17 protein-coding genes are annotated in these 14,481 nt (G+C 58.7%); 13 read left to right on the top strand and 4 right to left on the bottom strand.

The window, feature by feature from the left end; all coding sequences use genetic code 11:
* Nucleotides 1–68 precede the first annotated feature (68 nt).
* The 4 genes from ATY02_RS22625 to ATY02_RS22610 form a co-directional block, all read right to left on the bottom strand.
* Complete coding sequence (locus tag ATY02_RS22625) at nucleotides 69–353, bottom strand: phage antirepressor KilAC domain-containing protein (RefSeq protein WP_068587794.1); 285 nt, start codon at nucleotides 351–353, stop codon at nucleotides 69–71.
* 9 nt (nucleotides 354–362) lie between these two features.
* A complete protein-coding gene (locus tag ATY02_RS22620) occupies nucleotides 363–947 on the bottom strand; it encodes a hypothetical protein (RefSeq protein WP_068587793.1) in 585 nt (194 codons plus the stop codon).
* Nucleotides 944–1,768 (bottom strand): Bro-N domain-containing protein, encoded by an 825-nt coding sequence (locus ATY02_RS36195; RefSeq protein WP_068587791.1) that lies wholly within the window; start codon nucleotides 1,766–1,768, stop codon nucleotides 944–946. Before ATY02_RS36195 ends, ATY02_RS22620 begins: the two co-directional genes overlap by 4 nt.
* Nucleotides 1,769–2,014: 246 nt before the next feature.
* On the bottom strand, nucleotides 2,015–2,764 hold the full coding sequence (locus ATY02_RS22610; RefSeq protein ID WP_068587789.1) for a helix-turn-helix domain-containing protein: 750 nt from the start codon (nucleotides 2,762–2,764) through the stop codon (nucleotides 2,015–2,017).
* A 100-nt stretch (nucleotides 2,765–2,864) separates the two neighbouring features.
* On the opposite strand from ATY02_RS22610, the gene ATY02_RS22605 reads away from it, so the two are divergent.
* The 13 genes from ATY02_RS22605 (at nucleotide 2,865) to ATY02_RS22545 (ending at nucleotide 14,442) form a co-directional block, all read left to right on the top strand.
* Nucleotides 2,865–3,089, top strand: coding sequence for a helix-turn-helix transcriptional regulator (locus tag ATY02_RS22605; protein ID WP_068587787.1), 225 nt, complete (start codon nucleotides 2,865–2,867; stop codon nucleotides 3,087–3,089).
* Between the two features lie 328 nt (nucleotides 3,090–3,417).
* Nucleotides 3,418–3,945, top strand: coding sequence for a phage regulatory CII family protein (locus ATY02_RS22600; protein WP_068587785.1), 528 nt, complete (start codon nucleotides 3,418–3,420; stop codon nucleotides 3,943–3,945).
* Nucleotides 3,929–4,156 (top strand): TraR/DksA family transcriptional regulator, encoded by a 228-nt coding sequence (locus tag ATY02_RS22595; RefSeq protein WP_083236084.1) that lies wholly within the window; start codon nucleotides 3,929–3,931, stop codon nucleotides 4,154–4,156. Before ATY02_RS22600 ends, ATY02_RS22595 begins: the two co-directional genes overlap by 17 nt.
* Nucleotides 4,146–6,362, top strand: a complete 2,217-nt coding sequence (locus ATY02_RS22590; protein WP_068587893.1) for a VapE domain-containing protein — start codon at nucleotides 4,146–4,148, stop codon at nucleotides 6,360–6,362. The genes ATY02_RS22595 and ATY02_RS22590 overlap by 11 nt, the downstream gene beginning before the upstream one ends.
* Nucleotides 6,355–6,714: a hypothetical protein gene (locus ATY02_RS22585; protein ID WP_068587783.1), complete on the top strand. Its 360-nt coding sequence runs from the start codon at nucleotides 6,355–6,357 to the stop codon at nucleotides 6,712–6,714. The genes ATY02_RS22590 and ATY02_RS22585 overlap by 8 nt, the downstream gene beginning before the upstream one ends.
* Before the next feature lie 519 nt (nucleotides 6,715–7,233).
* Nucleotides 7,234–7,578 (top strand): phage holin family protein, encoded by a 345-nt coding sequence (locus ATY02_RS22580; protein ID WP_068587782.1) that lies wholly within the window; start codon nucleotides 7,234–7,236, stop codon nucleotides 7,576–7,578.
* The gene (locus ATY02_RS22575; protein ID WP_068587780.1) at nucleotides 7,559–7,930 is read left to right on the top strand and encodes an HNH endonuclease signature motif containing protein; all 372 of its coding nucleotides are present in this window, start codon (nucleotides 7,559–7,561) and stop codon (nucleotides 7,928–7,930) included. The genes ATY02_RS22580 and ATY02_RS22575 overlap by 20 nt, the downstream gene beginning before the upstream one ends.
* 394 nt (nucleotides 7,931–8,324) lie before the next feature.
* Entirely contained in the window at nucleotides 8,325–8,858 is a 534-nt protein-coding gene (locus tag ATY02_RS22570) for a phage terminase small subunit P27 family (RefSeq protein ID WP_068587777.1), read from the top strand.
* Nucleotides 8,821–10,668, top strand: coding sequence for a terminase large subunit (locus ATY02_RS22565; RefSeq protein WP_068587775.1), 1,848 nt, complete (start codon nucleotides 8,821–8,823; stop codon nucleotides 10,666–10,668). The genes ATY02_RS22570 and ATY02_RS22565 overlap by 38 nt, the downstream gene beginning before the upstream one ends.
* Nucleotides 10,665–10,841, top strand: coding sequence for a hypothetical protein (locus ATY02_RS22560; RefSeq protein WP_164823707.1), 177 nt, complete (start codon nucleotides 10,665–10,667; stop codon nucleotides 10,839–10,841). Before ATY02_RS22565 ends, ATY02_RS22560 begins: the two co-directional genes overlap by 4 nt.
* Before the next feature lie 2 nt (nucleotides 10,842–10,843).
* Nucleotides 10,844–12,112 carry a phage portal protein gene (locus ATY02_RS22555; protein ID WP_068587774.1) on the top strand — a complete coding sequence of 423 codons (1,269 nt, stop codon included), beginning with the start codon at nucleotides 10,844–10,846 and terminating at the stop codon, nucleotides 12,110–12,112.
* The gene (locus ATY02_RS22550) at nucleotides 12,109–13,053 is read left to right on the top strand and encodes a S49 family peptidase (RefSeq protein WP_068587772.1); all 945 of its coding nucleotides are present in this window, start codon (nucleotides 12,109–12,111) and stop codon (nucleotides 13,051–13,053) included. The genes ATY02_RS22555 and ATY02_RS22550 overlap by 4 nt, the downstream gene beginning before the upstream one ends.
* Nucleotides 13,054–13,119: 66 nt before the next feature.
* Entirely contained in the window at nucleotides 13,120–14,442 is a 1,323-nt protein-coding gene (locus ATY02_RS22545; protein ID WP_068587770.1) for a phage major capsid protein, read from the top strand.
* Nucleotides 14,443–14,481: the final 39 nt, after the last annotated feature.

Below are 14,481 nucleotides of genomic sequence, written 5' to 3'. Positions count from 1 at the left end.
GAACCTCAAGAAGCGCAGCGTTGCGCTCCTCTTTGGTCCGTAAAGCGAGGATCTGGCGGGCGTACTGCCTAGGCCACGTCACGGCGGTCTGCCGGGATGGCAGGAAGGTCGAGCCCTAGTTGCTCCGCTAGCCAGGGAATGCCGGCCTGTCGAACCCTCGTTGACTGGCTGTATTGCATGCCTAGCTTCGGGTGGAACCACTGGCCTTCCTTGGTCCCCAGGTATTCCCGGTCCCGTGTTGGGTAGGCTGGTAGGCACTTGGCATTGAGCAGGTCTTTCTCCCGCATCAGGGCGATCAACTGCGGCCGGGTGATACCGAAGTACCGGGCCGCTTCTTTAAGGTTGCGATCCATAACGGCCCCCTAAGCGGCGTGCGCGGCGGGAGTCGCCAGCGCGGCCAGGTGGTTGATGGATTCGCAGGCGGCCTTGTAGATCTCTGCATCGGAGCCGTGAACTGTGAAGCATTTGGTTCGTGGGCTTCGGTGTCCGATGCTGAGAATAATGGTCGCGCCTGCACGGCTCCGGGTGCGGTGGATCGCTGCCCTGATTGGCAGCGAGAAACCCATATCAAGGTCAAGGAATCCGCCCAGGCAGACCAGTCCGAAAACCCGTTCGCGTAGCTCTGCGCTGAACTTCCCATACTCGCGCTCGGCGTGCGGGAGTGGTTGTAGCTGGGCAGTCGTGTCGATTGGGCCGTTGGCCACGTCCTCGATGAAGTCTGCCAGCTTGAGGTGGGCTTTCTTGTCGTTGGCCAGGGTCAGGGTGTGGCGCTCGTTACCCATTTCCAAGACGAAAGAGCTTTCGACGGGGCCGCGGTCAACGTTCAGGCGAAACCTTAATGCCGTGCGCTCGGGTGAGTTGCGCAGCGTGTGGTTAAAGGTTTGGCTCAGGTTGACCTGGGCCTTGAGTAGCTGCAGCGTGCGGTTATCGATTGAGAACCTGCTCATGCTGCCACCTCCTGCGAACGCCCATTTGGTTTCAGTACGTAGCCCCAAGGGCGAATCCCTCCTGGGCGGTGGGCGGGCAGGCGGACGCGGGTATAGCCGAGTAGCAGTAAAGATTGGCCAACGGCCATTTGAGTCGCTTTATCCAGCGTCAGGCCCATTGCCTCGATTACTTGCTGGTTGGTAACGCCTTGCGGCCAGTCATTGGCTGCCAAATGAGAGCGTAGATTTTGTTGAAGCTCGTAGTGTTTGCGCTGTGGAGCTGGTAGGTCCGAGCCTTCCAGCCAGTCTGAAGCGCCAAGTTCGGCAACCAAGTCAATGCCTGTGGTGCGCACTGCAGCTTGGTTGGCCCGGGTTGCTGCCAGTCGTCGTGCCATGCCCATGCTACGGGCTGTGGTGAACAGGGCGCGGAACACACGTCCTGCACTGACGATTTGGTCGGCCTCCACGTTGGCGGCTAGTGGAACCTCAGTTGCTTCGGCGACAGGTTCTGCCGTGGGCATGATGTAGGCGCCATGTTTGCGCAGCGAAGGCAGTACCTCATGAGTCACCCAGCGCTTGAAGCGTTTGGCTTCCGCCTTGCGGCTGCGAAGAATGGCGGAGTACAGGCCGGCTTCGTTGATGACCAGCATTTCTTGGTCGCCACCAGGGGTCTGCACAATTGACAGACCCTTTTCATCCTCATCGAGATGGCGGGTCATCGCAGATGCTTCGCTGTATTGCAGTACATACGACACATCATTGGCAACAAACCAAGGCTCGCCATTGATCATCAAGACGCGCACTTGATTGCCTTCAAAGACGCGTTGGATTGGCAAGTTCATCAGGCTGCCCTCCCGCCATTTGGGTCAAAGGGCTTGTGAGGCTGATGAGAGTGTTGCTTGTACTTGCTGGTGATAAAGGCGCAGCCGTACTCGCGGGCTAAGTGGCGAACCTCGAATACGCGGATGGGGTTGCACGCCGGATGGGCGTGCAGAGTTGCGGTGGTGTGCATGGTATTGCCTCGCTCTGTGGTGGAAGAGAGGCATTTAATATCACGTATTGTGTTTTAAAAATCAACACGCATCGTGCTAAAATTCTGCAGAGCTGTGAAGAAATCGTGATGATTTCAGAATGCCACCGACTAGATGTATCTCTAGTACTTCTTTCTCTGGTAGGTGGATCGTGGCCTGTTCTGAGTTGATGCTGTCGAGCCTGTACATGCCATCCCGCAGGTAGATGAACTCTTTGATCATGCTTTTACCTGAGGTCGTTTTAACCATCACCTCATCACCGCTGTCGAATGATTTGCTGGGTTCGATTAGGACGAACTCTCCGTTTTTTATTCGAGGCAGAAGACTATCGCCTGTCACCTTGAGCCCGTATGCGTCTGGGTCGTCGCTATGAATGTTTAAGAACCCATCTCCAGGGCCAAGGGGCATTGATAGCTCCTCAAAGTAGCCCTCGGCGCTCAGTTGCGCGCTTCCAATAACGGGGACTTTCCCATTTTTTGCCCAACCAATATTGCTTCCAATTGGCTGACCTTTGTCGGAGGAGCGTCCGTAGTCTCGCGTTAGACGGTCTTCCGAACGGACACGGCCTTGTATGTGCTCAGGTAGTGAGTTGAGTTCGGAACGATCACGGCCGGCAACTAAATCTGGCAGCGATACGCCCAGGGCACCCGCCATTGTTTCGAGGTCTTGAAGGTTTGGTTGTCGGGTGCCTTTCTCGTAATTGCCGATTCGTGACTGAGAATCCCAGCCACAGGCATACGCAAGCGCCTGCTGGCTCATGCCTAGGGCTTTCCGTAACTGCTTGATGCGATTTCCTAAATTATTCATGTGTTTTTTTTACCACGATATGAGGTTTTTTATCAGCACGTAACGTGTTGAAATGTTCACGAATCGTGTTTAATATGGCGCTGAGATAGAGGAGGTATCGATGAACCTTATCGCTGCTTATAGAGACAGAGCTGGTATCAAACAAATCGAGCTTGTTGCGGAGCTTGGTTGGACGCAGACGCGGCTCAGTAATTACGAAGCTGGGCGTAGGACCGCTGGTCTGGCCGAGTGCCGCTCCATTGTTCGGGCGCTAAATGGGCTTGGAGTGATTTGTTCACTTGATGACGTTTTTCCCCCGGAGGCCGCAATTAATCACGCGGCTTAGAAAAAAGGCGACCTTACGGCCGCCTCGTTCCTCCCGGTACACACCACCACAGTGTCACCGGGTCGCGGTTTAGGTGGACGCGCACACCACATGCAAAAACGTCTACCGCTACCGCGCTTTCCAGGGCTCGGAAGCCTTGGGTTGCTGCCTTTCTCCACCACAGATAGGGCAGCTGTTGCGCCAGAGGTGAACAACGGATTGTTTGCCTCGGCACGGTGCCGGTTTCGATCTTGAGGATCTGACCGGCTTTTGGGCCGTTTCAAGCCACGCAGCAAATGTATCACCACTACATGCTGCGCGGCACTGGCAACTTTTAAGGATTAATGCCATGAGCCGAATTGCTCTAAGTAGTGTTGAGCGGGCTAAGCGGGAAGTCTTGCCGCTCGATCTCGCGCTGTACCATGCCGCCCGGGACTATCCCGGCGGTGCTGCCGCCATCGCCGCCACCACCGGCCGGAACCCTACCACGCTGCAGCACAAGCTATCCCCGACCCATCCTAGCCATAGCGTCAACGTTCAAGAGTTTGGCGAGATTCTGGAGCTAACCAAGGATCGGCGCATTCTCGATGCCGTGCATGCCCTGGTGGGCGATACGATCTGGCAGGAGTTGTCCGAGACTTACACGAATGACATGCCGGAAACCTTGACCACTGGTATCGCGGTGTACTTCCGCCAGGTAGCGGACCTTGCTGATACCTGGGCTAAGAGCATTGGCGACGGTGTAGTCAGTGATGCCGAGTTGGCAGAGATCCGCCTGCAGGTGTTTCGCGGTATTCAGGGGTTGCTGGGGTTGTTCAATCGTGCCAGCTACGTGAACCAGACGACTCGGGGGGTGGATCATGTCGGACGACGTTGATTTCGCCACTGATCTGGTGCAGGAGCGATTAGATCAAGCCCTTGCGGCGCGTCTGTTGATGAGATCTCGGGTATCCGGGCATTCCTTCTCGATATGTACAGATTGCGATTCTCCCATTCCTGAGGCTCGTCAGCTTGCACAGCCTGGTTGCACGTTGTGCTTGGACTGCCAGCAAGTCGAGGATGCAAGGGGGGCTCGCTATGCTCGATGAGGTGTTGGCGCAGTTCGCAGATTATGGCCTAGAGCCCGCGCAGCCTTTGGTATACGGCAAGTTGACTCGTTGCAAGACGGCACAAGACAAGGGGCGGGAAAAAAACGGCTGGTACGTGGTGCATGAGCATCGCACGGAGAAGGGCGAAACCCTGCTCTTCGGTGGCTTCGGCGATTGGCGTTCCGGTGAGACGCAGAAAATCAAGGTCAAGGCCGGGCGCATGAGCGCAGAGGAGCGCGAGGTTATGCGCGCTCGGCAGGAGGAAGCCAAGCGCAGAGCTGCAGAGGTGGCGGCTAATGCGGCGCGTCGTGCAGCGAATCGAGCTGCCGCGATGTTCAAGCGCATGCCGGAAAAGGGCAAGAGCGCCTATCTGGACCGAAAGCAGATCGTAGGGTTCGGGGTACGCTATGCGCCACGCTCTGGGGCCTTCTTGGTCCCAATGTGCAACGTCCGGGACCAAATTGTCGGCCTGCAGGTGATCTATCCGCAGAAGCAAGAAGACACCGGCAGGGATAAGTCTTACTGGCCCTATGGGATGTCAAAGGAGGGCGCTTTCCATCTGGTTGGGCCCCATCCTGAGCCTGGCGAACCTGTGCTGATCTGCGAAGGCTACGCGACGGGCGCCAGCCTGCACATGGCCACTTCGTTGACTGTGGCTATCGCCTTCGATGCCGGCAACCTGATGTTGGTGGCCAAAGCAATGCGCGAGCGTTTCCCTGGTCGGCCAATCATTCTTTGTCGGGATGACGACTGGAAGACAACGCGCCCCAATGGCGATGCCTGGAATCCAGGCAAGGAGCGTGCAGAGAATGCTGCGACGGTCGTTGGGGGGCAGGTCGTAGCTCCTATCTTTTCGGGTGAGCGTGAAATCAAGTGGACTGACTTCAACGATCTGCATTGCGCTGAAGGTTTGGAAGCGGTGCGGCGCCAGGTGCTGGCCGTGGTCAAACCGCCGGCAGCCGGTGGTTGGAAGGATATGTTGGCCAGGACAGACAGCGGCATGCTGATTGCCCATATGCAGAACGTTGAATTGATCCTGAGCAGTGATCCTCGGTGGGCCGGGGTGATCGGGTTTAGCTCGTTTAGCTCCAAGATCGTCAAGTTGCGGGTGCCGCCCTATGGTGGCTCGACCGGCGATTGGGCGGACATCGACGATATGCTGGTAATGAAATGGCTGGCCCAGCAATACAACCTGCGGGTAAAGGTTGGCCACGTAATCGAAGCGGTGAGCGTGGTAGCCCATGATCAAGCGTTTCATCCTGTGCGGGACTACCTGCGATCCCTGGAATGGGACCGGGTGCCCCGGCTGGATAGCTGGCTGACGACAATCATGGGTGTGGCCCCTACCGATTACAGCGAGAAGGTGGGCAAGCGCTGGATGATTTCCGCCGTAGGCCGGGTCATGTCGCCCGGTTGCAAGGCTGACTCGGTAATGATCTTGGAAGGGGCCCAGGGCGCTGGTAAGTCCACGGCCATGAGCATCCTGGGCGGCGAATGGTTCATGGATACCCCTTTTGCCCTCGGTGACAAGGACGGTTTCCAGGCGATCCGTGGCAAATGGATCGTCGAGTTGGGCGAGCTGGATAGCTTCAACAAAGCCGAATCCACCAAGGCCAAGCAGTTTTTCTCGGCATCGGTTGATACCTATCGTGAGAGCTACGGCCGCAGGACTATGGATGTGCCCCGGCAGTGTGTTTTCGTCGGCACCACCAACCAAGACGAATACCTTAAAGACGCTACAGGCAACCGCCGCTATTGGCCGGTGGCCTGCACGAAGGTCGAGCTGGAGCAGCTGCGGGAGATCCGTGACCAGCTGTGGGCCGAGGCGATGTTCTGCTATGAGGCTGGTGATATTTGGTGGGTGGTCCGGGATGAGGCTCCGCTATTTGCCGAGGCCCAGGAGGAGCGCTTTGTAGTCGATGAGTGGGAAGGGCCGATTCTCAAGTGGTTGGAGGAATCGCACCTGGGCAAGACCACCACGGGTAGCCAGATCTTGGCCGACGCATTGAAACTTGATTTCGGGCACTGGGGTAAGCCAGAGCAAATGCGCGTTGGTGCGATCATGCATCGGTTGGGCTGGCGAAAAGTGCGGCAGCCGGCGCTTGCAAAGAGTGGCGTGCGACCTTGGGCCTACAAGAAGCCAGACGGATGGGGCGACACTGCCTTGGCGCAGGAGCGGTTTGAGGAGCCCTGTTTCGATGATTAAGGAGATCGATGCGCTTCTAAAGGTTTGGGCCCTGGAGCTTCACAGCGACTTCTCGGCGGGTGGATTGGCCGGTGGCAACATGGTCGCAATGATGATGGAGAGTAACGGCCAGTTGATCCGTGGCAGGCGTGCAAGTAGAGTGCCGCTCGAAAGCTCGATAGATATTGAGCTGATAGTGACAAAACATCTGGACGAGCAGCTTGCTACGGTCGTGCGTGAGCATTACTGCTGCCACGACTTCGACATGCGGCTGCGGTACGCGCACTGTGGCTGCGGACGCGATACTTATTATCAGCGTCTGCATGATGCGCACCTGTTCATTGAGGGCATGCTGATTGGGAGGGCGGCTTGAGGCTTAGCCTTAAAGCATCCGTATCTGTCCTACTGGCTCGCCTTGTCCGTCCGCGCTTTTGCGTGGAAGGACAAGCGCGGGCCTTGTCATTCCTGGCCTGTCCTACCGTCCAACCTTCCCGCACGTCATGCGCGTATGTGAGCGCAGCGGGTACACAATGCGCGCTTGTGCGCGCACGCGTGCTTTTCTCTTTTTCTTCTATACGCGAGAAAATAAGTAAATTAGTAGGACGGTTGGGCTAAGCCCCGTATTGCGGGGTCTGTAACTGTCCTACCTGACTCTAGATTGGTGAGACAGGGAGGACAGCGCCAGGGCGCTGAATGCCGTGGTAAAGATATTCACCGACATTGCCTAGACGTTCGCCAGACATTCACCGGGTGGCATTAAAACTAGGTTGCTGCCACCGGAATTGACCTGTTTAATACAGCCATCTTCGATAGGTGCGACCGCAGATAGCGGCAGGCACCCACACACTAAACCCGGCCATTGCGCCGGGTTTTTGCGTTTAAGGGGTAGGTGATGACGAACGAGCAGCAAGCGCTTGCGGAAATGCCCATCTGGCTGGTGATCGTCCTGGCCCTGGTCGGCGGCGTGTCCGGTGAAATGTGGCGAGCAGACAAGGACGGCGCCCGTGGTTGGGCGTTGATGCGGCGCCTCGCCTTGCGGTCCGGTGCCTGCATCGTCTGCGGGCTGTCGGCCATGATGTTGTTGATCGCGGCTGGTGTTTCGATCTGGACGGCGGGCGCCTTCGGCTGCCTGACCGCGATGGCGGGTGCTGATGTTGCTATCGGCTTGTACGAGCGGTGGGCGGCAAAGCGTCTCGGTGTTTGCGAGGTGCCAGACAATGGCCAGCCAGGACAGTGACCGTCGCGGTAGCAGCTCCGAACGTGGGTACGGCTACAAGTGGCAGCAGTCGCGGGATAGTTTCTTGCGCGAGCATCCGTTCTGTTCCATGTGTTCCACGGATCAGCGGCCAGTGGCGGCGACGGTCGTAGACCACAAGGTTGCGCCGAAGCTGAAAGAGGCCAAGGACAGCGGCAACCCTGCGGCGATCAATCTGGCCTGGAAACTGTTCTGGCGTCGGTCGAACTGGCAGAGCCTGTGCAAGTTCTGCCATGACTCGACAAAACAGCGAGCCGAAAAGAGCGGGCGCCTTCCCGGGTGCGCTGCCGATGGCCGGCCACTGGACCCCGGCCACCACTGGAATAGAGGTTGATTATGACTACTCAAGGCGTTGAGTTTCACCGGCGGTGCCAATGTCACCAACTGCCGCTTGGCCCTGATGACGTTTGCGGATACAGCGCAGATGTCATGCAAGCAATGAGGCTTCTTGAGCCGCTGCTTCAAGCTGGTTTGTTGGCGGTTCATCCTGACAGGTGGATGGGTGGACAGCTGTGTTTCATGCGTCCGAGGCCAGCCAAGATGCAGGGTTGGGTGATGCACATTCCGCAGCCCGGATAGCCCATAGTTTTAGCTGAGAAAAATTCTCATTTGTAGGGGTGGGGGGGGTAAAAAACTTTCTTCCGCCCCTCTTCTAGACCGCTCGCCCCCCTCCGTGTGCAAAACCGGGAAAAATGAGGGTGGGGGGGTATCAGACATTGGAGGTTTCCATGGCCGGAAACGGTAACTCTGGGCGGCCTGGCCTGCCCGCGTCGGTGCATCTGCTCAAGGGAAATCGCAGCAAGCTTTCGCCCGCCCAGCTGATGAACGAAATCAAAGATCCTGCGGTTCCGGTTGGCGTGCCGCCCATGCCGGAGTTCCTTTCCGATGACGCGGCTTCCGAATGGACGCGCATTACCGAGGCGCTGCTTGCGCTGGGCTGGGTGTCACGGCTCGACCAGATGGCGCTGGCCACGTACTGCCAGGCGTATGGCGACTGGCTGCGCTTTCAGCGACTGATTGCGAAGCGCAATTCCGAATCGCTGGATGGCTTGGGCGGTGAGGTCCAGACCTTCAAGACCGGTGCCCAGCAGACCCACGTTTTGCGGCAGTTGGCCAACGATGCCGAGAAGCGCGCCAATGCTGCAGGCGCTCAGTTTGGCTTGTCGCCTCTGGCGCGCCGGAATCTGAAAGCTGCCCCTGCGGCGCAAGGAGATCTTTTCCCCAATGCAGAACGAGACGCCGCCGCCGCATATTTCAGCTGATTGCCGGGTAAAGGGTTTTGCCGACCGCGTGCTGGCAGGCTCAATCGTTGCGGGTCCGGACGTGCGCAACGCGGCGCGCCGTCACCTGCAGGACTTGGAAACTGGCCAGCAACGCGGGCTGATCTGGAGCGCCGAAGCCGCGCAACGTGCCATCGGATTCTTTGAGGACGTGTTGTGTCTGAACGGTGGCGACTTTGAGGGGTTGCCGTTCCGCTTGGCGCCTTGGCAGGCGTTCATTGTCGGTAGCTTGTTCGGCTGGTACACCGATGATGGCTATCGCCGTTTCCGCCAGGCGTACATCGAAACAGGGAAGGGCTCGGGCAAGTCGCCATTGGTTGGTGGGATTGGCCTGTATGGCCTGGTGGCTGATGGTGAGCAACGGGCCGAAGTGTACGCAGCCGCGACGAAAAAGGATCAGGCTCAAATCCTGTTCCGCGATGCGGTCAGCATGGTGAACATGTCGCCGCACCTCTCGGCCCGCCTGGTGCAGTCCGGCCGTGATGAAAAGGTGTGGAACTTGTTCTACCCCGGCACGAACAGCTTTTTCCGTCCGATCAGTTCCGACGACGGCCAGTCAGGCCCCCGACCTCATGTCGCCTTGATCGACGAGTTGCACGAACACAAGACGGCCAGCGCCGTGAACATGATGCGGGCCGGTACGAAGTTTCGACGCCGAGCGCTGATTGTGATGATCACAAACAGCGGCTCAGACAAAGGGTCGGTGTGTGGCCAGTATCACGACTTGGGCGTGAGGATCTGCGAAGGCAAGGAGCAGAACGACGCTTTTTTTGCCTACATCTGCTCGCTGGATAAGGGCGATGATCCGTTCAAGGATGAATCCTGCTGGCCGAAAGTGAACCCCTCACTGGACTTTGTTCTAGAGGGGCAAAGCGATGGTATCCCGGGCCGTAAGTACCTGCGGGAGCAGGTAGCGGAAGCCAAGGGGCTTCCCGCAAAGGAGGCCGTAGTACGGCGCCTGAACTTCTGCGAGTGGACGCAAGCCACCTCGCCCTGGTTGTCCTGGGAGATCTGGAGCGGTGCCGCAGAGCGGGTGCCTATGCGTGTTCTACGCAACCGGCCGTGTGTGGGCGGCCTGGACCTTTCCAGCACCACCGACTTAACCGCCTTTGTGCTGATGTTCAGTCCGGTGCCACACGATCCGCATTGGCGCTCGTTGTCGTACTTCTGGATACCGGACGAAGACCTGGCCGGGCGGGAGAAGCGCGACCGTGTGCCGTACCTGCAGTGGATCAAGGAAGGCCACTTGGAGACTACCCCCGGCCGGGCTATCAGTAAGCTGCATGTGCTGCGCCGCCTGCAGACAATCTGCGATTACTTCGACGTGCGCCGGATCGCTTATGACCGCTGGCGCGTAGAGGACTTGTTGCAGCTGATGAATGATCAGGCGATCACGCTGCCGGAGCTGGTGCCCTTCGGTCAGGGCTTCAAGGACATGGGGCCCGCTGTCGATGAATTCGAACGCCGGTTGCTGGGGCGCAAGGTTGAATCGCCGGACTTGATCGAACAGGACGTAATCGACCTAGACCCGGACGACTATCAGGTTATTTCCGAAGTCTCGACCCCTGTTGAGACGGTCGAGACCCTGTTGCATGACGACAACCCGGTCATGACCTGGAACGCGGGCAATGCGGTGATCGTGTTCGACCCGGCCAATAACCGAAAGGTCGATAAATCCAAAGCTACTGGCCGAATTGACGGCATCGTTGCTGCGGTAATGGCCACCGGTATCAGTGGTGACATTTCCGAGGCTTCCGGCACGTCGGTGTACGACGAAGGGGTGGGTATATGAAGTTGGTTGTTTTGTCCTGGCTAGCGGGCCTGCTGGGGTTTGGGCTGCTGGTTGCAGGGGTTTGGCAGGTGTATCAGCCGGCCGCGTTCATCGTTGCCGGTGTTGGCTTGCTGGTCTGGTCGAAGCTGGTCGATCAAGCCTCGGCGGAGCAGGCTACTAGGGGAGGTGGTTAAACATGTTTTTCTCCAGTCTACGCGCCTCGGGCGCCGGCACGTTGACCGAGCCCGACAGCGGTTTTTGGCGTGGTCTGGTCGGTCGTGGTCGAAATTCTGCGGGGGTGGCAGTGACTCCCGAAACCGCGCTGGCCCTGCCGATCCTGCAGAACTGTTTGACCCTGTTGGCCGAGACGGTGGCACAGCTGCCGCTGGAGCTGTTCCAGCGCAAGGAGAAGGGGCAACGGGAGCCGGCAATCAGTCACCCGTTGTACGACGTGTTGCGGTACCAGCCTAACCCCTTTCAGACCCCCTATGAGTATATGGAGCGGCACCAAGGATCGGCCGGCTTACGCGGGAATGCCTACAGCTTCATTGACCGCCGCGATGACGGCAATGTAACCGCTCTATGGTCGCTCAAGCATGATCAGGTGCAGGTGCTAAAGGGGGCGGACCTACTGCCGTACTACCGGATCAGCGGCGGCGAGTCGCTGCCCATGCGGATGGTGCATCACGTCCGTTGGTTCGGCACTAACCCCTATGTCGGTATGTCGCCCATTGAACTGCATGCTGAGTCGGTCGGGCTGGCCCAGGCGGTGCGGCAGTACACCGGTAAGAGCTTTGCCAACGGTGTAGCCGTGTCCGGTGTGATCGAGCGTCCCCGCGAGGCTCCTGCGATCAAGGATCAGGGGACCATCGATAAGTTGGTTGATCAGTGGGGCCAGAAGTTTGGCGGCATGGACAATGCCAAGAAAGTCGCCCTGCTGCAGGAGGGGATGACCTTTAAGCCGGTGTCGATGACGAACGTGGATGCCGAAATCCTCGGTATCTTGAAGCTGACCGGGATGGACATTGCGCGGATATACAAGATCCCGTTGCCCATGGTCAACGACCTGGAGAAGTCGAACTACAACACCCTGGAACAGCTAATGATCCAGTTTGTGGTGTTCGCGTTGTTGCCCTGGGTGAAGCGTCACGAACAGGCAATGATGCGCGATTTCCTGCTGCCGAAGGACCGGCAGCAATACTTCATCGAGTTCAATCTGTCCGGCCTGCTGCGCGGCGATCAGAAAAGCCGGTATGAGGCCTACGCCATCGGCCGCCAATGGGGATGGCTGAGCGTGAACGATATCCGGCGTCTGGAGAATATGCCGCCGATTCCGGGCGGTGAGATCTACCTGCAACCCCTAAACATGGTCGATGCCGGCAAACAGCCGGATCTGAGTAATCCAACCGTGCGCGCTCAGCTGGAGATGCAGCACGCCGAGATCGAGAGGATTCTAGCCCAATGAGTAAACGTTATCTGCGGGCATCCAGCCTGCTGTTCAATCAGCCCTTGCTGGTGACGCCTGACATGCTCGACCTGGGCGTGCGTTGGGCCAACCAGACAATGAGCCTCAACATCATCAACCTGGGCGGCGCGGCTCAAATGTGGCAGGACGACGAGCCATTAGATCGTGTGGCTTACGCGGACGAGCAGCGCCGAACAGCCATTGCGCAGACCGGGATCGAGGTGATCCCGGTTAGTGGGGTACTGGTCAGTCGCGGTAGTCACCTCAACGCCTGCGAGACGATGACCAGTTATGAGGGCCTGCGCGCCCAGCTGCAACGTGCCGTGGCAGATCCCCTGGTCGAGCATATCGTGTTGGATATCGACAGCCCGGGCGGTGCGGCTGTTGGCGCTTTTGAGCTGGCCGAAGACATTCGGGCAATGACCGCGCAGAAGCCGATAACCGGCCTGGTCAACTTTATGGCCTACAGCGGGGGCTATCTGCTCGGGTCGGCCTGCAGCGAGCTGGTGGTAAGCCGTACCAGCGGCGTTGGGTCCATCGGCGTGATAGCCAGTCATATGGACCGCTCCAAGCTTGAGGAAGGAATGGGCGTCAAGGTGACTACGGTCTACGCCGGAGCGCACAAGAACGACCTGACGCCGCATGAGCCGATCAGCGAACAGTCGTTGGCCTTTCTTAACGATCTGGTACAGGAAAGCTACCAGATGTTCGTCGGTGCCGTTTCCGAGTATCGCGGCTTACCACTCGCCCAGGTGATCGCAACTGAGGCCGCGTTGTATCGCGGCCAGAATGCAATCAATGCCGGCCTTGCTGACCGGATGCAAAACCCGCAACTCGCTGTTGACGAGCTGTCGCGGGCCGTCGCGCAGAGTCGTGCCGCCCGCCAGTCGAGTCGAATCGGCATACGTGCGACGGCACTGGCCATGCAGGCGCTGGCCTGATCGCTCCACTGTTTCAACCGAACCCCGACCCGCTCAATGCGGGTTTTTTTATGCCCAGGAGGCAGCATGTCCCTTGTACTTCAAATGCGTAACGAGCGCGCCGGCCTGGTCGCCCAGGTGCAGACGCTGGCCAAGATCGAGGCCGACGGCGCGACGTTGAGCGCCGAGCAGTTGCAGCAGTTCACCGAGCTGGAAACCAAGATCAACGATCTTACTGCCAAGATCAGTCGGGCCGAGTCTGCCGAGCGCCTGGCGGCGGCCGGTGCGGTGCCGGTCAACGAGTCGGCGCAGGGTGTGGCTAGCCCACCGGGGGGCAGTATCTCCGGCCCGTTCAGTGAGAAAGCCAAGCCGGGCACCGGCATGGCGCAGATGGCGCGTCTGTTGGCTGCTGCCCAGGGCAACCAGCAGACCGCCGCGCAGATGGCCAAGGATGGTGGTTTTCCGTCTGATGTTCACATGGCGCTGACTGTTGTCACGCCTGGCGCGGGTGGCGTGCTGGTTCCGCAGAATTTCGCAACGGACATTATCGAGTCACTGCGGCCCGTCTCCATCATGCGGAAAATGGGCGTCACCAGCCTGCCGCTGAACAACGGCAATCTGACCATGCCGCGCATTACCGGCAACACCGTTGTTACCTACATCGGTAGCGATACTGACATTCCGGTCACCGGCATGACCTTCGGAGACACCAAGTTATCGGCTAAGACTGCCGCAGCTATCGTGCCGATCTCTAATGACCTGTTGGCGATGAGCGGCATTAACCCGCGTGTCGATTCCATCGTGGGTAGCGACCTGACTGTCAGCATGGGTCTTTCCGAGGATCTGCACTTCATTCGTGCGGATGGCTCCGGTGTGCTACCGAAGGGGGCGCGCCACTGGGCAGCGCCTTTCAACGTCCTGCCAGCGCCGGCTGTGACCGGAATAACCCTGGAGAAGATCGATCTGTTCCTGGGCGGCATGATGCTGCGCCTTGAGGCGGCAAACGTGCAGATGAAGTCTTGCGGCTGGTTGATGGCGCCGCGTGTGCTGCGCTGGTTGCAGGCGCTACGAGACGGCAATGGCAACAAGGCCTATCCGGAAATCGATCAGGGCATGCTCAAGGGCTACCCGGTCGGTCTCAGCACTCAGATTCCGGTCAACCTCGGCGCAGACGGTGATGAAACCGAAATCTACTTTATCAACTTCGCAGACTGCATGATCGGCGAGGACATGGACCTGACCATCGGTTTCAGCAGTGAAGCTTCCTACAAAGACGCCGAGGGCAATATGGTCAGCGCCTTCCAGCGCAACCAGACCTTGGTGCGAGTTATTGCCAAGCACGACTTCGGGCCGCGTCACGTTGAAAGCATCGTGGTGGCGGTGGCCGTGAAGTGGGGCAAAGGTATGTAAACCTAGGCCCCGTGCACGCGGGGCCGCTTATCTGGAAGG

Source organism: Pseudomonas sp. BIOMIG1BAC (assembly GCF_001705995.2).
Taxonomy (GTDB): domain Bacteria; phylum Pseudomonadota; class Gammaproteobacteria; order Pseudomonadales; family Pseudomonadaceae; genus Aquipseudomonas; species Aquipseudomonas sessilinigenes.
The sequence above is the reverse complement of the archived record's forward strand: the minus strand, read 5'-3'. Positions and strand labels throughout refer to the sequence as shown.